Here is a 19,912-nt window from a genome sequence, read left to right on the forward strand (position 1 = left end):
CGCCGGCGCGTTTCCAGCCCGCCGGGACCAGGCCGACGGTGGAGTGCACCCCCATCGCGCACAGCCTGCCGCGCAGCCGCCACGCGGTGAGGATCGCCATCGTCACCAGAGGGTGTCTGAAGAGCTGGTCGGCGGGCATGTGGGCTGGTAGCGGGGTGGTTGCGCACTGTCGGGGGCTGGGGTGGGCGGGCTGCGTACCCGTGGCACGACGGATCTGTCCGATCCGGAGTGGGAGATCCTTCGTCTGTCGGTACCGGCGGTCAGGCCGGGTGGGCGTCCCGCGAAGCACACGCGGCGTGAGATCGTCGACGCGCCGGCGCACTGGCTGCGGGCCGGCTGTGCATCAGATGGCGCAGCGCCTCGAACTCGGTCGGCGTGAGCGAGAGCGACCGGTCGCCGCGCCGCACCGGCGGGTGTCCTCGTCCAGCCTCAGGTCCGCCACCCGCAGCACAGACCGCCGGAAGCCGGGCCCCCCGCGCTGCGCCGCAGCACTGTCCGCAGCCGGGCCATCAGCTCCTCCACCGCGAACGACTTGACCAGAGACTCGTCCCCGCCCCGGGTCAGTCCCGCGACCCGGTCGGCCGGCCCGTCGCAGGGCGGTCAGGAACACCACCGACACCATCGTCCCGGAGCCGCGCAGCCGGTCGAGCACGCCGAAGCCGTCGAGGCCCGGCAGGATCAGGTCGAGCGCCATGACGTCCGGATGGAACTCGGCGGCCGACCGCAGCGCCTCCTCGCCCGCGTACGCGGTCACCGCCTCCCAGCCCTTGTACCGGGCGGCCGTCGCCACGAGATCGGCGATCGGCCGGTCGTGGTCCGCCAGGAGGAGTCGCACTTTCTCCACCCGCTCGTGCTACGCCACAAAGTTCCCGGTACCGGCCCCGTCCACGTGCCGGACCCCGATCGACCGCTGATCGACAGCGGCTCGACAGTCGTCCGACAGGATCCGGCAGCCGGGAAACGGCCGGGGTCAGTGCGGGGCGGAGAGCCACTGGCTGAGCCAGGCGAAGGCCGGCGGGAACTCCGCGGACCAGGTGTTGTAGTTGTGGCCGCCGTTCGGCAGGAACAGCGTGCGCACCGTGACTGGCGAGGACGCCGCGGCCGCCTGGAACTGCGTGATGTAGGAGGGCGGGCTGAGACGGTCCTCGCGTGAGGTGGCGAGGAACAGGCTGACGTGGGATTTCGTGTGCCGCACCAAGTAGGTCGGGCTGCTGAGTCGGCGCACGGTCGGGTCCGGGAGGACGGACTTGTCGCCGGTCAGCGGGTCGGGGTCGAGAGCGGCGCCCGCGCCGAAGACCTTCGGGTACTGCAGGGGCAGTTTCGCGGCGCAGAAGCCGCCGGTCGAGAAGCCCATCAGGCCCCAGCCACTGGCACTCCGCAGGGTGCGGAACTTGTGGCTGATCAGGTCCGGGACGTCCGCCGACATCCAGGTCGCGACCTTGCGGTTGGGCAGGTCGGTGCAGTCGGTGTCCACACTGCCCGGGTTGACCACGGGCATCACCAGGATGAAGGGGTGCACCTTGTTCTGGTTCAGCAGGTCCGCGAAGGCGCCCGGCATACCGCCGTGCTCCAGCCAGGACTGCGGGGAGCCGGGCACGCCGTGCAGCAGCATGATGACCGGGAACCGCTTGTTCTTGAAACCTGGCTCATCGTACTGAGGCGGCGTCCACACCAGCACCTGTCCGGACAGGGCGGACTTCTGGCCGCGGAAGTACGTGTCCAGTACACCGCCCTTGGTGCTGTGGTTGAACTTCGCGCGCTTGACCGGAGGTCCCGGCATCGCGACCGCGTTGGTGTTCGTCTTGCCGAGGAGGTCGTCCCACGACGCATACAGGCCGTAGCTGTTGTTGATCCAGGTGGCAACGACACTGATCGCGGTGAGCTGGCACAGGCCGATCATCACGGCGTGGGCCAGCCAGCGCGCCGGCCTGGGCCCGCGGATCCTGGCCCACAGGGCGATCGTGCCGATCATCGCCACGACCGTCGCGACGATGAGGACGACGAAGAACGGCGTTCCGGTGAGGGACACGCGACCACCTCTCTGGACCACTCGACGGGGACGAAGCAGGCGATACAGGCCGTAACGTCTGCAATGCCCCCGCATGCAGGCTACTTGGATAGAGGGGACCCGACGATCACCGGTTCCGTCCGACGGGACAGGACAAGAGAAGTGATTGTTGGAGGGGTCTGAAAAGGCCGGTCAGCGGGTCGTTCTTGTGAGACGACGTACGAGCAGCATGGCCATGGCGAGGTGGATGACGTTCTCCGAGTTGCCGCGGAGGTATTCGTAGTCTTTGGACAGTCGACGGCAGCGTCCCAGCCAGGCAAACAACCGCTCCACCACCCAACGACGCGGAACAACCGCGAAGACGGGCACTTCACGAGGTGTCGTCCCTGCCCGAGCCCATGTGGAGCGGGAGCCGCCATCGCGGCGCTGCGCGATCTCCACGGTGATGCCGGTGGTCTCCGGGATCCAGGCGTGGAAGTTGGCACCGCGGTAGCCCTGGTCCGCCCAGACATGCCCGAGGCGCGGGAAGGCGTCGACAGCCCGGGCGAACAGGACCGTTGCGCCGTCAGGTCGCTGACGTCGGCTGGGCTCACGCAGGCGGCCCGGACGGTGCCCAGGGTGTCGGCCAGCAACTGCCGCTTGATCCCGCTGACCTTCTTGGCGCCGTCGTAGCCGTGCAGGCACCGCGTCACTGGCCCGGACGCTCTGGCAGTCCACGATCCCCGGGCCCGGTGCGGGATCCCGCCCGAGCCGAACCCGTTCGCGTTCGCGCAGCGCGGTCAACATCCGCTCCCATACACTGACTTGCCGCCCCTTGCGCCAGTAGTGGTACACCGTCTGCCAGGGCGGCAGGTGTTGCGGTAGCAGCCTCCAGGCACAGCCGGCCCGCAGCCAGTACGCCGGCCCGCAGCCAGTACGCCGGCCCGCAGCCAGTACGCCGGCCCGCAGCCAGTGCGTCGGCGCGTCGACGATCTCACGCCGCGTGTGCTGCGCGGGACGCCCACCCGGCCTGACCGCCGGTACCGGCGGACGAAGGATCTCCCACTCCGGATCGGACAGATCCGTCGTGCAACGGGTACGCAGCCCGCCCACCCCAGCCCCCGACAGTGCGCAACCACCCCGCTACCAGCCCACATGCCCGCTGACCAGCTCTTCAGGCACCCGCTGGCGGAGCCGAGGATCACGACACGTACCACCTGATGTTCATCCCCGGCGGCTATCGTCTCGCGATATCGGAGGTCGATAGATGGGTGGTGCAGAGTGAGTCAGGCGTCGCAGGGCGGCGGAGCCGCTGTGCTTGAGCGGAGACTGGGCGTTTTCGATGCTGTCGTCATCGGGCTGGGCTCGATGATCGGTGCGGGGATCTTCGCCGCTCTGGCGCCGGCTGCGCGGGCGGCGGGCTCGGGGCTGCTGGTGGGGCTGGCCGTTGCCGCTGTGGTGGCGTACTGCAATGCCACGTCCTCGGCCCGGCTGGCGGCACGCTATCCGCAGTCCGGTGGGACGTATGTGTACGGCCGTGAGCGGCTGGGCGAGTTCTGGGGGTACCTCGCCGGGTGGGGCTTCGTGGTGGGCAAGACCGCCTCGTGCACGGCGATGGCGCTCACTGTGGGGTCCTATGTGTGGCCGGACCAGGCGCACGCCATCGCGGTGGCGGCCGTTGTGGCGCTGACTGCGGTGAACTATGTGGGTGTGCAGAAGGCGGCGTGGCTGACGCGGGCGATCGTCGCCGTGGTCCTGGCCGTGCTGTCCGCTGTGATGGTGGCCTGTCTGACCTCCAGCGATGCTCAGGCCGGGCGGCTGGACATCGGCTCGGACGCCTCCGTGGCCGGGGTGTTGCAGGCGGCTGGACTGCTGTTCTTCGCCTTCGCCGGATACGCGCGGATCGCCACCCTGGGGGAGGAGGTCCGGGATCCCGCGCGCACGATTCCGCGGGCCATTCCCCTGGCCTTGGGGATCACGCTGGTGGTGTATGCGGCGGTCGCCGTGTCCGTGCTCGCGGTCCTGGGCCCGAACGGGCTGGCACGGGAGAGTGCGCCGTTGGCCGAGGCGGTTCGGCAGGCAGGGGTGTCGGGGCTTGTTCCGGTGGTTCGGGTCGGGGCGGCGGTGGCCGCGCTCGGGTCGTTGCTCGCGTTGATCCTGGGTGTCTCACGGACCACGCTGGCCATGTCCCGGGACCATCACCTGCCCCATGCTCTGTCCGCTGTGCATCCGCGGTTCAAGGTGCCCCATCGCGCGGAGCTCCTGGTGGGTACCGTGGTGGCGATCCTGGCCGCCACCACGGACGTGCGCGGCGCGATCGGTTTCTCCTCCTTCGGCGTACTTGCTTACTACGCCGTGGCGAACGCCTCCGCCTGGACCCTGACCGAGGAGGAGAACCGGCCCCCGCGCATCATCCCCGTGGTCGGGCTGGCCGGCTGCCTGGTCCTGGCCTTCACACTGCCCGCGATGTCGGTGGTCTGGGGAGCGGCGGTGCTCGCGCTCGGGGCTGCGGCCTACGGCGTACGCCGAAGCCTCACGGCACGACAGGCGTCGTAGCCCGAGGACCTCGCGGGCCGGTTCCGTCGACGCTCTGAGGCCCTTGGCCAGGGCCTGCTCGCCTGCGGCGATCGCCTTGTGGACGTGGCGGGCCATCATGGCGCCGTGGATCTCGCCCTCGGCCGCGCTCGGCAACCGAGCCTAAGGGTGGCGACGTGTCGGCTCAGCGGACTGCAGAGAGTCGTGATGCGTGCCGGGTGATGCGAGTGGCGGCGAACTCCGTGCCCGCCACGAACCGCATCATCGGGCCGAACACCGGGGCGGCGAGTGAACCGGTGAAGTACAGGCCGGGTACCGATGACTCGAACGATGCGGACAGGTGGGGTGCCTTCGAGCCGGGGACGCAGGTCAGGGCGCCGCGCACCGAGGGCGACAGGAACGGCACCGCGTCCAGGTCGAGCCGGTAGCCGGTGGCCGCGAGCACGTGATCGACAGTGAGCGTCTCGGAGCCGCCAGGCCCGGCGATCTCCAGGCGCACCCCGGGACCCTCTGATTCCGCCCCGGTGACGCGGATGGACGTTCGGACCGGCACGATGCCCTCGACCCGGTCCCGCAGCCACCATCCGCCCGACGGCCCCAACGCGCGCCGGAACAGCAGCATGCGGGCGGCTGCGGGAAACTTCCGCACTCCTTGTGGGGCCTTGCAGACCGCGGCCAGGATCCAGCCCGTGCCCAGCGGTGAGGCGGGCTTGGCCACGCGCTGCGTCCAGGGCCGGGCCGGATCCGGCTTCATCCCCCACAACACGCGCGATTCGCGGACCAACACCTGAACCTCGGCGCCGGCCTCGTGCAGCAACGCGGCGCTTTCCAACGCGGACTGGCCACCGCCGATCACGGCAACACGCCGACCGGCATACGGCGACAGGTCGGTGTGGTGGCTGGTGTGCGACACCAACGCACCAACGCCCGGTCCGTCCGGGGCGAGTCGCCGCAGTTCCTCGGGGATATGGGCAAGGCCGTTCAGCCCCGTGGCCACCACGACGGCAGCGGCCGGAAGTTCCTGCCCGTCGTCCAGCCGGACGAGGAAACCCCCGTTGGAGGGGGCCCGGTCGACGGCGATGACCCGGGCCGGGTCCACCTCGCCGACGTAGCGCTTTTGGAACCACATCCCGTACCGCACGAACACGTCGCACGGGATCGGCGTCAGCTCGGTCAGCTCCGGCTCACCGTGCACGCGGCGGAAGTCCGCCAGGCGCCCGCCCGGCTCCGGCGTGGACAGGTCGGTCGCGTCCGGGGTCGACTTCAAAAACATGCCGGTGGCCATGGCATGCCGCCAACTGCCCAGCGCATCACCGAAGATGCGGACCGGCACCCCTGCCGCTCGAAGATGCGCGCCCACCGACAGTCCGTACGGGCCCGCCCCGACCACGACGACGGGAAGCCCTGCGCGCCCGGTGAACGCCTGCTCGCGGGCAGGGCGTTGCCCCGGTAGCGACTGTGTCATGCATCCCCCTGCTGTTCCGACACTGCCTTCCCCAAGGCAGCACGTATTTCGGGATGGCACGTTGGCGCACCGCAGCCTGTACCGGTCTCCCCTCCGCCGCCCAGTGTGACTGATCGGCCGGTATCGGGCGACGATATCGACGCACGTTGGCCAAAAGCTGGGCGAACGGTAGGACAGGGGTTGTCCCGCCGATCCTTGACGCCCTCTACGCTGCCCAGGTCCCGGGACCGCGCCGGCCCGTCCGGGGCAGTGCCGGCCACTGCCGCTGCGGCGCACCAGGCTGACGACGCCTCGGTGGGCGCTGCGCCGCCCGCGCTCGGTGACGCGCTCGTGCTCACCGCCACCGCGAGCGTCGTGCTCCTGCCGATCGGCTGCCTGGCTCGGTGCGGCCGGCGGGCCTGCCGGGCTCGCCGTCGCCGACTGGACCTGCTCGCCCTCGTCGGACAACGTGCGCCCGAGTACGGCACCACGATCGTCGAACATGGCGTTCCGGCCGTCTACTGCTTGTCTGGGCGCGGCGCCCGCGTCGTCGTCACCCGCGGCGCGCTGGACGTCCTGTCCGAAACGCAGCTTCGAGCCGTACTGGAGCACGAGCGTGCCCACATCGTGGGGCGGCACCATCTTCTGAGGGTCCTCGCCGAGGCGTTCTCCCGCACGTTCCGCGGCCTGCCGCTCGGCCGGCACGCGAAGGAGCGGACGTTCCTGCTTCTGGAAATGATCGCGGACGACCGCGCCCTGCGGTTCCATCCCGGCGAGGTGCCGACGACCGCGATGCACGAGGTCGCGGCCGGCCGCGCGCCGCTGGCGGCCCTGGGGGCCAGTGGGTCGGGAGTCGCCATCCGCCTGCGGCGCGTTCTCACTCCGCAGCCCCGGGCCGCCACGCGCGGCGTGGTTGGGAATCGTGGCGGTAGCCGTCGGTTCTCCGCTGTTGCCTCTGCTGGTGGCGTGCGGGCCCTGACTCCTGCAGGACCCGCACCATCCCCAAGAGTTGTGCATGTCGCACAGCGGGACTACCTCACGCCGGAAGCTCCAGTCCGCCTTCCTGTTGAACGCCGGGGAGCGTGGCGCACGAACAGGAGCTCCCGGCTTTGAGGTGCCACACGGGGCGCACTACTGACTTCCTTAGTAGGTACGCGGATTCCGGATGCCACCAGCCCGCCAGGTGATCCTCATCGAGGCGCTCGCGCGCGAGCTCGGCTGAGACGGATCAGGCGCCCGCCCCTTTCAGGCGCGCTCTTCGCTCGTCATGAGCCCGGTCTGTGCCAGTGCGGCTTCCGACGGGTTTGTGGCTTCGGGTTCGGGCGGTGTGTGTCGCTGCCTGTGGTGGGTCAGGAAGGCTTTGCCGCGGCGGATGCCCAAGCGGCCCAGGATGACGTGGCCGGCCACGATGGCGACTTTCAATGCGATGAGCGCAAGGATGCCGTTGACGGCCCAGCCCGTCCACGTCGAGGCGGTCAGTGTCGCTCCGGCCACGCCCAGGTGCACGGCTATGACGAGTGCGCCAACCATCAGCAGACCTGTCGTCTTGGTGAAACTCCGGAGTGTGCGTCCATCACCCTTGGGTGCCCCGGCCGCGTAAGGCGTCTCGTCAGTGGGCGCAGCCGAGGGCGATGGGGGGCGCTCCTGCCAGGTCACTTTCAGTCCGTCGCGTCGGCCGATCTTCTCGATGCGGCCAGTGATGCCGTTCTGAAGTCGCTGCAGGGTCTCCTCGTCGTCTGCTTCGACGTGCACGGTCAGCGCGTCCGAACTGGCGTCGAGGGTCCACTGACCCTCGGCGAAGCGGACGGTCCCATGGGTGTCGGACCATTCGACATGCCGTACGTCGGGCATTTGGCGGCCACCATGGCGGGCGGGCGGCCGATGGCGCATCCGCACCATCATGTCGGCGTGACGGCAGAGTTGGACGAGGTAACGGCTCGCGCGGTCGGTGGCGATCCGGGCTTCGGCGGTCGGCATGGGAATCCTTTCTCGGGCCGACCCCGCAGGGGCGGGCGCCTGCGGGCGCGGGCATGCGGTCGAGCAGCGCCGGCGCGTTCGCACGCCGCCTCAGGGGCGCCCATTGTCCGCGGAGGTCAGATCCTGGTCAGGGCGACCAGCCAGGCCCGGATGCCCTGCGGATCGGTGATGATGTCGATCGTGGCGGGTTCGATCGAGTCGACCCGCCATCCTTCGGCGAACGATGTCTCGATCTCACCCCGCGTCATCCGGTGCGGTCCCTGATCGCCGGGCTGCCGGTCGCTGAAGCAGAGCATGAAGTAGCGGCCACCCGGCTGCAGGACGGCTCGTAGGCTGTCGACGAAGGCTGCGCGATCGTCGGCGTTGAAGAGGTGGAACAGCCCGCAGTCCAGGACGGTGTCGAACGACTCCCCGAGATCGCCCAGCTTCCGGCCGTCGTGGTGGAGGAAGCGAACCGAAAGGCCCCGATCGCGGGCTTTCTCCTTGGCGGCATCCAGCGCTCGGGAGGCGAGGTCGACGCCGGTGGCGTCCAGGCCGCGCGCGGCGCACATGAGCACGTGTTCGCCGGTTCCGCAGCCGACGTCCAGCACCCGGCCCCGGACTTCTCCCGCGTCGGCGAGTGCCTGGAACGCCGGTTGGGGGCGTCCGATGTCCCAGGGCGGCCGACTGGTGTACATGTCGTCGGGCCTCACCCATGGAGTGCCGGAACCGAGGTGGGGGTGCGGGCTGGACATGTGGGTGCCCTCCATCGCCTGTGAGCCTCCGGACAGTGTCCGGCTTCCATCATGCCCAGCTTTATCGAGACAGTGTGTCTACGTCAAGTCTTGTTGTCTTGGATCGTGACGTCGTGCCACGCAAGAGAGGTGCCCGGCCCGAAGGCCGGGCACCTCTTGGTGACGCGATCTTTGTCCGCTTACTTGAACGACCGCAGCCGCAGGCTGTTGGTGACCACGAACACTGAGGAGAACGCCATCGCCGCGCCCGCGATCATCGGGTTGAGCATGCCGAAGGCGGCCAGGGGCAGGGCGGCGACGTTGTAGCCGAAGGCCCAGAACAGGTTGCCCTTGATGGTGCCCAGCGTCTTGCGGGACAGGCGGATCGCGTCCGCCGCCACCCGTAGGTCGCCCCGTACGAGCGTCACGTCGCCCGCCTCGATCGCCGCGTCGGTGCCGGTGCCCATGGCCAGGCCCAGATCGGCGGTGGCCAGGGCGGCCGCATCGTTGACGCCGTCGCCGACCATCGCGACCGTACGGCCCTCGGCCTGCAACTGCTTGACCACGGCCACCTTGTCCTGGGGCAGTACCTCGGCGATCACCTCGTCGATGCCCACGGAACGGGCGACCGACTCGGCGACGAGCCGGTTGTCGCCGGTGAGCAGGACGGGCCGCAGGCCGAGGCGACGCAGTTGGGCCACCGCTTCGGCGCTGGTGTCCTTGATCGCGTCGGCCACGGTGAGGACGCCGCGAGCCTCGCCGTCCCACGCGACGGCCACTGCCGTACGCCCCTCGGCCTCCGCCGCGGCCTTGGCTTCGACCAGCTCACGCGGCAGATCGATCACCCACTCCTCGAGGAGCTTCTCGCGGCCGACGAGGACGGCGTGCCCGTCGACGACGCCCTGCACGCCGAGCCCGGCGACGTTCTCGAAGTTCTCCGGGACGGGCAGGCTTCCGGCCCGCTCGATTGCGCCGGCGGCGATCGCCCGGGCGATCGGATGCTCAGAGGCGTGCTCCAACGAGCCCGCCAGCCGCAACAGTTCGGCTTCGTCCACGCCCGGTGCGGCGATCACGTCCTGCAGTTCCATGCGGCCCGTGGTGACGGTCCCCGTCTTGTCGAGGACGACGGTGTCGACGCGTCGGGTGGACTCCAGGACCTCGGGTCCCTTGATGAGGATGCCGAGCTGGGCGCCTCGTCCCGTGCCGACCATCAGGGCCGTCGGAGTGGCCAGGCCGAGGGCGCACGGGCAGGCGATGATCAGTACGGCGACGGCGGCAGTGAAGGCGGCGGTCGCGTCACCGGTGATGAACAGCCAGGTCAACAGGGTTCCCAGGGCGATGAGGATGACCACGGGAACGAAGACGCCCGAGATCCGGTCGGCGAGCCGCTGCACCTCCGCCTTGCCGTTCTGGGCGTCCTCGACCAGCTTCGCCATCCGCGCGAGCTGGGTGTCCGCTCCGACCCGGGTTGCCTCGACGACCAGGCGGCCGCCGGAGTTCACGGTGGCGCCGGTGACGGCGTCGCCGACGGTCACGTCCACCGGCACCGACTCGCCGGTCAGCATCGAGGCGTCGACCGCCGAGGCGCCCTCGACGACGGTGCCGTCGCCGGCGATCTTCTCGCCGGGACGTACGACGAACCGGTCGCCGACCGCCAACTGCGCGACGGGAATGCGTACTTCCCTGCCGTCGCGCAGTACCGAGACGTCCTTGGCGCCTAGTTCCAGCAGGGCGCGGAGGGCCGCGCCCGCCTTGCGCTTGGACTTCGCCTCCAGATAGCGGCCGGCGAGGATGAAGGCGGTCACGCCCGCCGCGGCCTCCAGGTAGATGGAGGAGGACCCGTCGGTGCGGGAGACGGTGAACTCGAAGCCGTGCCGCATGCCTGGCATGCCTGCGTGCCCGAAGAACAAGGCCCAGAGGGACCAGCCGAACGCGGCGAGCGTGCCGATGGAGACCAGCGTGTCCATCGTTGCGGCGCCATGGCGGGCGTTGGTGAACGCGGCCTTGTGGAAGGGGGAGGCGCCCCAGACCATGACCGGGGCTGCGAGGGTCAGCGACAGCCACTGCCAGTTGTCGAACTGCAGGGCCGGCACCATCGCCATCAGGACGACGGGCACGGACAGCGCCAGCGAGACGATCAGCCGTTGGCGCAGGGAGGCCGGCTCGCCGTTCTGTGCGGCCGTGACCGCGTGCTCCTCGGGCTGTGGTGTGTGAGGCGGCGGCTCCTCGGCGGTGTAGCCGGTCTTCTCGACGGTGGCGATGAGGTCGGCGACCTCGACACCCGCACCGTATGCGACCTTCGCCTTCTCGGTGGCGAAGTTGACCGTCGCCGTCACGCCGTCCATGCGGTTGAGCTTCTTCTCGATACGGGCCGCGCACGAGGCGCAGGTCATCCCGCCGATGGAGAGCTCCACTTCGGAGTCGGGAGCGGCCGCCGCCGTGCTGAGCGTCTTCTCGGGAGCCGTGCTGGTCATTGCGTATCTCCTGGGGGAGGGCCAGGACGTACGGCGTCCGTATCAGCGGAGCGATACGTCCCGGCGGTTGTCGCGTTCCGGGGCGGCCCGGACGTCTCAGGCCTGGCCGGCGAACTCGTATCCGGCCTCGTCGACGGCGGCGCGTACGGCCTCCTCGTCGAGCGGGGCGGCGGAGGTGACGGTGACCTCGCCGGTCTCGGCGACGGCCGTGACGGCGGTGACGCCGTCCAGGTCACCTATCTCCTGGGAGACGGCGCTCTCGCAGTGACCGCAGGTCATGCCGGAGACCTTGTAGACGGTCGTGACGCCGGTGCCGTGGATCTGGACATCGGTTGCCGCGTTGGTGCCGCAGGAGCCGCAGCAGGACCCGTTGGTCGTCTGGTCGGTCATGGCTTCTTCCTCTGGGGTCGATGCGTGGGACGGCCATCGGAGGGCGCGCATCCCCGGCCCTCTCGACAGTGAGAACACTATACCCCCCAGGGGTATTCCATCACCTCTTGGAAGGGGCTCTGTGAGAGTGTGCAGCGCGCCAGGTACCGGGCGTGCTCGCCGCCACCGTGTGCACCCTGCTTGCGGTGATCCTCGGCAGCCAGATGCTGTCCGCCTCCTCCGACCATCTGCGCGGCGCACGACGCGACGCCTTCGACTCCGTCGTCGCGCTCTCCTGCGCCCGCGCCATCGCGTACGACGCCAACGCCGACGGGAGCCGGTACCTTCTCGATCCCGAGCACCGCGACCAGTACGCGCAGGCGTTCCTCGACAAGTCCCAGGAGCTGTACGGGATGAAGGGCGCGACCCTCGCGACGTACGACGACGACCTCGACCGCACAAGGCAGGCCTACCGCCGGAACCGCAATGACCTGCGGTTCACCGGCGAGTGCCGGCGCGAGCTCGCCAACATCACCTTCCCGGGGGAGAGGGCCGCGGCCGAGAAGACCGTGGAGACGTACGCCGTCTACCAGCGCGACGACCGGTGGACCCGCGCGATGGTCGCCCAGGGCAAGGAGCAGGCGGCCGTGGGATTCTGCATCAGCTGGGATCCGGACATGTCCAACGCGCACTTCGGCGCGTACATGGACGCCCTGGGGAAGCTCATCGTCATCAACCGCGATCACTTCGCGTTGTCGGTACGGACCGGTCGCTCCACGCTGACCGATCTGCTCCCCTGGAGCTGATGCCTGTTGTCGGCGGCGTGTGGGCTGACGGCGCTGGGGCTTCGGCCGCCGCTGGCTGAGTTCCGGTAACCCCGCGATCGGGTCCGGCGCGGTCCTCGTCGCAGACGGTTGCGGTCGCGGTCGGTCGCAGTCGGTCGTAGTCGCAGACGGTTGTATACGAACGAGGTGTTGCCCAATTCCCTCGCGCACCTGGAACCACTTGGCCGGGATTTGAATTTCCCTTCATAGGATGGCCGTGCTGAGGGTGTGGGGGGAAGTCCTTGCTTCAAGGGGCGGAGTGGCGTCGTAACAGTGCCGAGGACGACCGTGCGCATGCCGGCGTCCCATACAACGTCGGGCTGTCATCCGCCACGAGCGGCGGCCTGCGAACCTACCTGCGGGCCGCGGTGGTCCGGGGCGCGCTGTTCGTCGGGCGCACGCTGCGGGGTGAGTGGCGCGGCATCGTTGTCGATCCGGTCCGGCGGCTGCTGCGTCGTGGGCTGCCCGGACTCTCGTTGGCGTTCGTGGCCGCCTTCGGCGTCATCTTCTTCCACGCGATCGCGCAGCGGCCGACCGGTGCGGTGGTGGTGCGCATCGTCGGCGGAGTGAAGGCCGACCTGCCGCTGTGGCTCGCCCTGCTGCGCACCCCGGTGTCGCTGTATGTTCCGGCCCTCGACCTGCCGGTATGGGCGGGCATCACCCAGCTGTTCCTCGCGTTCGCTCTCGCCGAGCTGATACTCGGCCGGGCCAGGACTCTGGCCATCGCCTATGCGACCACGCTGGCCGGCACCCTCACGGTGCGGGTGATGATCGCGATGGGGCCGGGCTGGTGGGGGCTGGGGTTGCCGCCGGAGATCGGGCAGGTGCTGGACACCGGGCCGTCCGCCGCGGTGGTGGGTCTGTTCACCTATCTCTCCATCGTCCGGCGTGCCCCGGTCGTGTTCACGCTCACGGGCGCGTCGATGGTGTGGGAGTCGATCGCCAAGCCCAACCTGGCCGGCCGCGAGCACCTGATCGCGGTGGGCGCCGCAATCGTCCTGGGCTTGCTCCACGGACGCGGGCGCGGGCGCAGACTCCGTCCGGCGTGGCTCGGCTTGCTGATCGGGGGAAGGGAAGTCCGTCGGGCCGGCACGGGTGCGCCGGTGACCGCGCCGGTTCCGGCGTCGACTGACAAGGCTGCCCTGGAGCGGCCGAACGACAAGGCTGCCCTGGAGCGTTCGGAGTACAGGCGGCTTCTCCAGGGACCCGCGTCAGCCGGTGAAGGCAACGCATGGAGGACACGCAGGGACCACCGAGCCCTCTCCGGCGGCAACAGCGAGGGATGACACCTCACGTCCGGTCCCGCACGAGGCTCACGCAGTGACGGCGCGGCGTCACGGTCGAACTGTGCCCGGACCCGGCTGCATCGCGGGGACCAGACCCAGTTGCTGGGCCCGGAGCACCGTGCTGACGCGGTCGTGTGTGCCGAGTTTGCGGTAGATGTTCTGGATGTGCTTGTGCACCGTGCGGTCCGAGATGGCGAGGCGGCGGCCGATGGCTGCGGCCGTCAGGGCGTCGGTGAGCAGGAGCAGAACGGTCGTTTCCCGTGGCGTCAGATCACAGTCCTCGGCCAGCTCCTGGGGAGTGCCCGGTGCATCGCACGGCACGGCCTGCCGCTGCCAGCGTTCCAGTAGCTGCCGCTGCTGCTCGACGGCTGCCAGCAGGGGCTGGAGGCGTTGACCGATGAGGACGTGGTCGTCGGTGAAGTCCGAACCGGAGCGGTAGATGAGACATCCGGTTATCGGGTCGGTCGTCTGCGGCAGAGGAAGCGCCAGTACGTGGTCCGCATCCAGGGTCTCGCCGATCAGACGCGCGGTCGGACTTGCGGACCACGCGGGTCCGGCCGTCCGACGCGCCGTGACCGGCAATCGGTCCGTTCGGGTCGTGTAGTGGTCCGCGAAGGGGTAACCCGCCCGCATCAGCCCCATGGCCTCGTCCCCGAGCCGGTCGAATGCCGCGCCGACACCGGGTGAGAGGCCGACCGTGCCCCGGCTCTCGCTCCAGTCGTCCAGTTTGTAGATCAAGGCCTCGCCGCCGCACAGGTCCGGCAGGGCGGCGGCCAGCAGCGGCCACAGCTGCCCGGGGTCCCGTTCGTGGAGCGCGGCCACGGCCACCGCCAGCATGCGTTCGTAGGCTTCGCCCGGCCCGAGTGTCACGTATCCCTCTCCGCCTGTCCGTACGCAGTTGTACCCATTCCGGTGCCGTCCCCGCTACTCCAGACTTCAACCGAGCAACATCGGCGTTCTGGGTGCCACTCCAGCACATCGGTGCTCCGGCGTGCGGGCCGCCGGCGCGGGGGGACCGGCGGCCCGTCCCGTTCCCCGCCGAAGCCGCCCGGCTCATCCGTGGCCCCCGCCTGGACGTCATGGGACCCAGGGTTCCTCGCCTTCCACCACAGCCGAACGGGTGTACCGCACGGGGCGCGCGAGTGTTTCGCGGCGAGGGGACACTCGTCCGCCTGCCCGAGGGCAATGCATGGCTGGGAGCGGTCAGCGCGAGGCGGCAGAAGGAGGCGTTCCGTGGACCGGGACCGGTGCGGGGTGCCCGTCGACTGCGGCAGGAACGCACTGTGAGTGCGGAGCGCCGGCCACCGGCCCTGCCGGCGCCGGCCGAGGCCCGCCGACCCGGAGAACGGATCGCCGACGCGGCGGACGCGCGGCTGCCCGTGCTGGACGGAGGCGGAGCGCTGCTGCGCAAGGCCTTCCCCGACCACTGGTCGTTCCTCCTCGGTGAGATCGCGCTCTACAGCCTGGTCCTCCTCGTACTGACCGGCGTATGGCTGACGTTCGTCTTCCAGCCGGAGATGCGGGAGGTCGTCTACGACGGGCCGTACGCGCCGCTGCGCGGCGTGCTGATGTCGGAGGCCTTCGACTCGACCCTGCACATCAGCTTCGACGTGCGCGGCGGACTCCTCGTCCGGCAGATGCACCACTGGGCCGCCCTGGTGTTCGTCGCCGCCATCGGTGTGCACCTGCTGCGCATCTTCTTCACCGGTGCCTTCCGCAGACCTCGGGAGATGAACTGGGTCATCGGTGTCACGCTGTTCGCGATCGCCCTCGCCGAGGGCTTCGCGGGCTACTCGCTCCCCGACGACCTGCTCTCCGGCACGGGGCTGCGCATCGCACAGGGCATCATGCTGTCCCTGCCGGTCGTGGGGACGTACGTGAGCATGTTTGTGTTCGGGTCCGAGTTCCCCGGGCAGGACATTGTGGCCCGTCTGTACGGCATGCACATCCTGCTCCTGCCCGGCGCACTGATCGCCCTGGTCACCGTGCACCTGATCCTTGTCTTCCACCTGAAGCACACCCAGTGGCGCGGCCCGGGCAGGGCCAACCGCAACGCCGTCGGCAAGCCGCTCTTCCCTCAGTTCGCGGCGTCCTCGACGGGTCTGTCCCTCGCGGTCTTCGGCGTGATGGCGCTGCTCGGCGGGCTCGCCCAGATCAACCCTGTGTGGGTGTACGGGCCCTACCGGCCGGACCAGGCGTCGACCGGCTCGCAGCCCGACTGGTACGTCGGCTTCCTGGAGGGCGCGCTGCGGCTCGTACCGCCCTGGGAGACGAACATCGCCGGTCACACGATCATGTGGAACGTCCTGCTGCCGGCCGTCGTGCTGCCGGCGCTGTTGTTCCTCGTGCTGTACGCGTACCCGTTCGCCGAAGAGCGGCTGACGGGCGAGTGGAGCGAGGAACAGCACCTGTGCGACCGGCCGCGGGAACGTCCCGTGCGCACCGGACTCGGCACTGCAGGGGTCACCTTCTACGCCGTCCTGCTGCTGGCAGGCGGCAACGACATCCTTGCGAACGCCTTCCGCATCTCGTTGAACTCCCTGACGTGGATTCTGCGCATCGCACTGGTGGTGGCGCCGATCCTCGCCTTCCTGCTCACCCGGCGGCTGTGTCACGCCCTGCTGGAGGCGGAGCGGAAACGCCTGGCCGAGGGAGAGGAGACCGGGGAGGTGCGGCAGACCGTGGAAGGCGGCTACGAGAGCGACCACCGGCCGGTGACCCGGTTCCGGCCGGGAGCACCCAGGAAGCCGCTCAGCCCCCGCGAGTCGCGTACTGGAACACCATCCCGAAAACCCCCCGCGCCAAGACCCCGACGCCGATGAGGAACAGCCACAGCCCGTAGACCACTCCCAAAGACGCGACGGCGAAACCGAGGGCCGTGATCACGGGCCAGGGGCTGTGGGGCGGGAAGAACTCCAGGGGACCGGCTCCGTCCGCCACCTCGGCGTCCTTGCGGTCCTGGGGACGGCGCCCGCGGCGTTTGTACTGCACCGCGCAGAAGAATGAGACCAGCGTGGCCATACCGAAGGCGATGATCAGTACCGCCGTACCGGTCGCATCCCTCGACCATGCGCCGTACAGCGCGGCCGAGCCCCCGAAGAACACGGCGACGACGCCGAAGACCAGTGACTCGACCTTCACCGCAGTCCCTCCTCCAGCGCCTGCCGGACGACCTCCGGATGGTGCAGGTCGAAGGCGGGCGAATCGGACCGCACCCGGGGCAGGGCCAGAAAGTTGTGGCGCGGTGGCGGGCAGGATGTCGCCCACTCGAGCCCGCGGCCGTAGCCCCACGGATCGTCCTGCGTGACCCGTTCGCCGTGCCGTGCGGTGTGCCAGACGTTGTACAGGAACGGCAGTGTGGAGACGCCGAGCAGGAACGCCCCCGCGGACGACAGTGTGTTGAGCAGGGTGAAGCCGTCCTGTGGCAGATAGTCGGCATAGCGGCGGGGCATGCCCTCAGCGCCGAGCCAGTGCTGCACCAGGAAGGTCAGCTGGAAGGCGGGCAGGAGCAGCCAGAAGTGCAGTTTGCCCAGCCGTTCGTCGAGCATCTTCCCGGTGAACTTGGGCCACCAGAAGTAGAAGCCCGCGAACATCGCGAAGACAACGGTGCCGAAGAGCACATAGTGCAGATGCGCCACGACGAAATACGAGTCGGTGACATGGAAGTCGATCGGCGGGGACGCGATGAGCACGCCGCTGAGACCACCCAGCAGGAATGTCACCAGAAATCCCAGCGCCCACAGCATCGGCGTCTCGAACGACAGCGACCCCCGGTGCATCGTGCCGATCCACGCGAAGAACTTGATCCCGGTGGGCACCGCGATCAGGAACGACATCACGGAGAAGAACGGCAGCAGCACGGCACCGGTGGCGAACATGTGGTGCGCCCATACGACCGCGGACAGCATGGTGATCGCGATCGTCGCGCCGATCATCGGCAGATAGCCGAACATCGGCTTGCGCGAGAACACCGGGATGATCTCCGAGACGATCCCGAAGAACGGCAGCGCGACGATGTAGACCTCCGGGTGGCCGAAGAACCAGAACAGGTGCTGCCACAGGATGGCGCCGCCGTTCGTCGCGTCGAACACGTGCGCCCCGAACTTCCGGTCCGCTTCCAGGCACAGCAGATCGGCGGTGAGCACGGGGAACGCAGGCAGTACCAGGATCGAGGTGAACAGGATGTTCCAGGTGAAGATCGGCATCCGGAACATCGTCATGCCGGGGGCCCGCAGACACAGGATCGTGGCGATGAAGTTGACCGCGCCGAGCGTCGTCGACACACCCGTCACCACCAGCCCCATCACCCACAGGTCCCCGCCCGCGCCGGGGGAGTGGTACGCGCTGTTCAGCGGGGCGTAGGCGAACCAGCCGAACGACGCCGCACCGCCCGGCACCAGGAACCCGGACACGACCATCAGGCCGCCGAAGAGGTACATCCAGTAGGACAGGGCGTTCAGCCGCGGGAAGGCCACGTCCGGGGCACCGATCTGCAGCGGCATCACCGCGTTGGCGAACCCGGCGAACATGGGCGTGGCGAAGAGCAGCATCATCACCGTGCCGTGCACCGTGAAGAACTGGTTGTAGCCGTCCAGGGACAGGAACTGCAGTCCGGGACGGGCCAGCTCGGCACGCATCCCCAGGGCGAGCAGACCGCCGAAGAGGAAGAAGCAGAAGGCCGTGACCATGTACAGCCTGCCGATCACCTTGTGATCGGTCGTCGTGGTCCAGCGCAGCAGCGTCCGGCCGAAGGAGGATGTGGGTGCGGTCTTCCGACGGGCGGCGGCGATGCGTTGCGACAGTTCCGTCATCGTCCTCCTCCACGCAGGCCGGCAGGGAAGGAGAGGGCATGGCGGGGCCCGCGCGTCCGCGGGCCCGCGGTACGACCGCCGGTCCGGATCATGACCGTCTGCCGCGACGCTATCGCCGCGGTCCCGTGCATGCGGCCGCGCCACGCCCGCCGCGCGGGTGTTCACGGCGACGTGTTCATCTCCCCGGCAGGGGTGCCGGGGGTCCATTCCGCGCTCAGGCCCGCCGTCGAGGCCCGGGAGAGGAGGGGGTCAGGAACCCGCCCCGCGGGCCTGGTCCGCGCGTTCGGCGTTCTTCTTCTTGACGCGCTCCGCTTCCCTGCGGACCTCGGCCTGGGTGGCGCGTTCCTTCTCCAGCCACTCGGGCCGGTCCTGCTTCAGTGCCTCGATCTGCTCGGTGGTGAGGGGCTCGGTGACCCCGCCGCGCGCGAGGCCCGCGATGGAGACGCCCAGCTTCGCCGCGACCACCGGACGCGGGTGCGGGCCGTTGCGTCGCAGCTCCCGCAGCCACTCGGGCGGATCGGCCTGGAGCTCGTTCAGCTCGGCGCGCGAGACGACACCCTCCTGGAACTCGGCGGGGGTGGCGGGGAGGTACACACCCAGCTTCTTCGCCGCGGTCGCGGGCTTCATCGTCTGGGTGGTCTGGTGCGACTTCATGGTGTCCAGACTATCGGCCGTGTACGAGACCTCCGACCACGCCCGGTAACCTGGCGGGGTGACAGGCTCGGAAGCATCTCCCTCGTTCCGGCTCGCGTACGTCCCCGGGGTGACGCCCGCCAAGTGGGTGCGGATCTGGAACGAGCGCCTGCCCGGGATCCCCCTGACCCTCCTCCAGGTGCCGGCCGCAGAGGCATCCGATGTGTTGCGCAGCGGCGAGGCGGACGCAGGCCTCGTACGGCTGCCGGTCGACCGTACGGTCTTCAGCGCGATCCCCCTCTACACCGAGATGACGGTGGTCGTCGTCCCCAAGGACCACGTCGTGACGGCGGCGGAAGAGGTGTCCGTGGAGGACCTCGCCGACGAGGTGCTCTTCCACCCCCTCGACGACGTCCTCGGCTGGGAGCAGCCGCCCGGAGAGCCCGCCTTCGAACGCCCCGCCACCACGGCGGACGCCATCGAACTCGTGGCGGCCGGCGTGGGCCTCCTCGTCGTCCCCCAGTCGCTGGCGCGTCTGCACCACCGCCGGGACCTCACCTACCGGCCGGTCGTGGACGCCCCCCAGTCGAGCGTCGCGCTGTCGTGGCCGGAGGACGCCACCACCGACCTCGTCGAGGACTTCATCGGGATCGTCCGCGGACGGACGGTCAACAGCACGCGGGGGCGGACCGCGCCTCAGACACAGCCGAAGCGCAAGCAGCCCGACGCGGCCGCCGGGCGGCAGAAGCCCGCGGCGAGGGCGTCCACGGGCAAGGACCCCCGGAGCCGTTCCGGCGGTCCCAAGGGCGCCAGGCGCGGAAAGCCCCGTCGCCGGTCGTAGCACCGGGGAACCGTCGGG

Annotated in this window: 17 protein-coding genes and 1 pseudogene; 6 read left to right on the forward strand and 12 right to left on the reverse strand. The window is 69.7% G+C overall.

Annotated features, from left to right (window positions below; genetic code table 11):
* Positions 1–296 precede the first annotated feature (296 nt).
* The 3 genes and pseudogenes from ABT186_RS36735 to ABT186_RS36745 all read right to left on the reverse strand — a co-directional run.
* A pseudogene (locus ABT186_RS36735) lies at positions 297–844 on the reverse strand (response regulator transcription factor); the annotation flags it as partial.
* A gap of 126 nt (positions 845–970) precedes the next feature.
* On the reverse strand, positions 971–2,029 hold the full coding sequence (locus ABT186_RS36740; protein ID WP_351928808.1) for an alpha/beta hydrolase: 1,059 nt from the start codon (positions 2,027–2,029) through the stop codon (positions 971–973).
* Between the two features lie 171 nt (positions 2,030–2,200).
* Positions 2,201–3,100 (reverse strand): IS5 family transposase, encoded by a 900-nt coding sequence (locus tag ABT186_RS36745; protein ID WP_351928810.1) that lies wholly within the window; start codon positions 3,098–3,100, stop codon positions 2,201–2,203.
* A 201-nt stretch (positions 3,101–3,301) separates the two neighbouring features.
* On the opposite strand from ABT186_RS36745, the gene ABT186_RS36750 reads away from it, so the two are divergent.
* On the forward strand, positions 3,302–4,543 hold the full coding sequence (locus ABT186_RS36750; protein ID WP_502973440.1) for an APC family permease: 1,242 nt from the start codon (positions 3,302–3,304) through the stop codon (positions 4,541–4,543).
* A gap of 163 nt (positions 4,544–4,706) precedes the next feature.
* Here the strand turns inward: ABT186_RS36750 and ABT186_RS36755 are convergent, their stop codons facing one another.
* The gene (locus ABT186_RS36755) at positions 4,707–5,987 is read right to left on the reverse strand and encodes an FAD-dependent oxidoreductase (RefSeq protein ID WP_351232135.1); all 1,281 of its coding nucleotides are present in this window, start codon (positions 5,985–5,987) and stop codon (positions 4,707–4,709) included.
* A 249-nt stretch (positions 5,988–6,236) separates the two neighbouring features.
* On the opposite strand from ABT186_RS36755, the gene ABT186_RS36760 reads away from it, so the two are divergent.
* Positions 6,237–7,079 (forward strand): M56 family metallopeptidase, encoded by an 843-nt coding sequence (locus ABT186_RS36760; RefSeq protein WP_351928812.1) that lies wholly within the window; start codon positions 6,237–6,239, stop codon positions 7,077–7,079.
* Positions 7,080–7,211: 132 nt separating this feature from the next.
* Here the strand turns inward: ABT186_RS36760 and ABT186_RS36765 are convergent, their stop codons facing one another.
* From ABT186_RS36765 to ABT186_RS36780, 4 genes are all read right to left on the reverse strand, one after another.
* Positions 7,212–7,943, reverse strand: a complete 732-nt coding sequence (locus tag ABT186_RS36765; protein ID WP_351928814.1) for a DUF2218 domain-containing protein — start codon at positions 7,941–7,943, stop codon at positions 7,212–7,214.
* A gap of 116 nt (positions 7,944–8,059) precedes the next feature.
* Positions 8,060–8,677 (reverse strand): class I SAM-dependent methyltransferase, encoded by a 618-nt coding sequence (locus ABT186_RS36770; RefSeq protein WP_351232129.1) that lies wholly within the window; start codon positions 8,675–8,677, stop codon positions 8,060–8,062.
* Between the two features lie 179 nt (positions 8,678–8,856).
* Complete coding sequence (locus ABT186_RS36775) at positions 8,857–11,130, reverse strand: heavy metal translocating P-type ATPase (protein ID WP_351928816.1); 2,274 nt, start codon at positions 11,128–11,130, stop codon at positions 8,857–8,859.
* A gap of 96 nt (positions 11,131–11,226) precedes the next feature.
* On the reverse strand, positions 11,227–11,520 hold the full coding sequence (locus tag ABT186_RS36780) for a heavy-metal-associated domain-containing protein (protein ID WP_351229976.1): 294 nt from the start codon (positions 11,518–11,520) through the stop codon (positions 11,227–11,229).
* Positions 11,521–11,672: 152 nt separating this feature from the next.
* Here ABT186_RS36780 and ABT186_RS36785 point away from each other — a divergent pair, with 152 nt between their 5' ends.
* Together ABT186_RS36785 and ABT186_RS36790 are read left to right on the forward strand one after the other, a co-directional pair.
* A complete protein-coding gene (locus ABT186_RS36785) occupies positions 11,673–12,305 on the forward strand; it encodes a hypothetical protein (RefSeq protein WP_351928818.1) in 633 nt (210 codons plus the stop codon).
* A gap of 260 nt (positions 12,306–12,565) precedes the next feature.
* Entirely contained in the window at positions 12,566–13,609 is a 1,044-nt protein-coding gene (locus ABT186_RS36790) for a hypothetical protein (RefSeq protein ID WP_351229972.1), read from the forward strand.
* A gap of 48 nt (positions 13,610–13,657) precedes the next feature.
* Here ABT186_RS36790 and ABT186_RS36795 read toward each other — a convergent pair whose 3' ends face one another.
* Entirely contained in the window at positions 13,658–14,479 is an 822-nt protein-coding gene (locus ABT186_RS36795; RefSeq protein ID WP_502973441.1) for a helix-turn-helix transcriptional regulator, read from the reverse strand.
* 413 nt (positions 14,480–14,892) lie between these two features.
* Here ABT186_RS36795 and qcrB point away from each other — a divergent pair, with 413 nt between their 5' ends.
* Complete coding sequence (qcrB, locus tag ABT186_RS36800; RefSeq protein ID WP_502973442.1) at positions 14,893–16,431, forward strand: cytochrome bc1 complex cytochrome b subunit; 1,539 nt, start codon at positions 14,893–14,895, stop codon at positions 16,429–16,431.
* Here qcrB and ctaF read toward each other — a convergent pair.
* The 3 genes from ctaF to ABT186_RS36815 form a co-directional block, all read right to left on the reverse strand.
* A complete protein-coding gene (ctaF, locus tag ABT186_RS36805) occupies positions 16,361–16,750 on the reverse strand; it encodes an aa3-type cytochrome oxidase subunit IV (protein ID WP_351229970.1) in 390 nt (129 codons plus the stop codon). The genes qcrB and ctaF overlap by 71 nt on opposite strands.
* The gene (ctaD, locus tag ABT186_RS36810) at positions 16,747–18,420 is read right to left on the reverse strand and encodes an aa3-type cytochrome oxidase subunit I (protein ID WP_351229968.1); all 1,674 of its coding nucleotides are present in this window, start codon (positions 18,418–18,420) and stop codon (positions 16,747–16,749) included. The genes ctaF and ctaD overlap by 4 nt, the downstream gene beginning before the upstream one ends.
* 249 nt (positions 18,421–18,669) lie before the next feature.
* On the reverse strand, positions 18,670–19,074 hold the full coding sequence (locus tag ABT186_RS36815; RefSeq protein WP_351229966.1) for a DUF5997 family protein: 405 nt from the start codon (positions 19,072–19,074) through the stop codon (positions 18,670–18,672).
* Between the two features lie 58 nt (positions 19,075–19,132).
* Here ABT186_RS36815 and ABT186_RS36820 point away from each other — a divergent pair, with 58 nt between their 5' ends.
* Positions 19,133–19,894 carry a LysR substrate-binding domain-containing protein gene (locus ABT186_RS36820; RefSeq protein WP_351229964.1) on the forward strand — a complete coding sequence of 254 codons (762 nt, stop codon included), beginning with the start codon at positions 19,133–19,135 and terminating at the stop codon, positions 19,892–19,894.
* Positions 19,895–19,912: the final 18 nt, after the last annotated feature.

The organism is Streptomyces sp. NPDC001634 (assembly GCF_040298185.1).
In the GTDB taxonomy this organism is placed as follows: Bacteria; Actinomycetota; Actinomycetes; order Streptomycetales; family Streptomycetaceae; genus Streptomyces.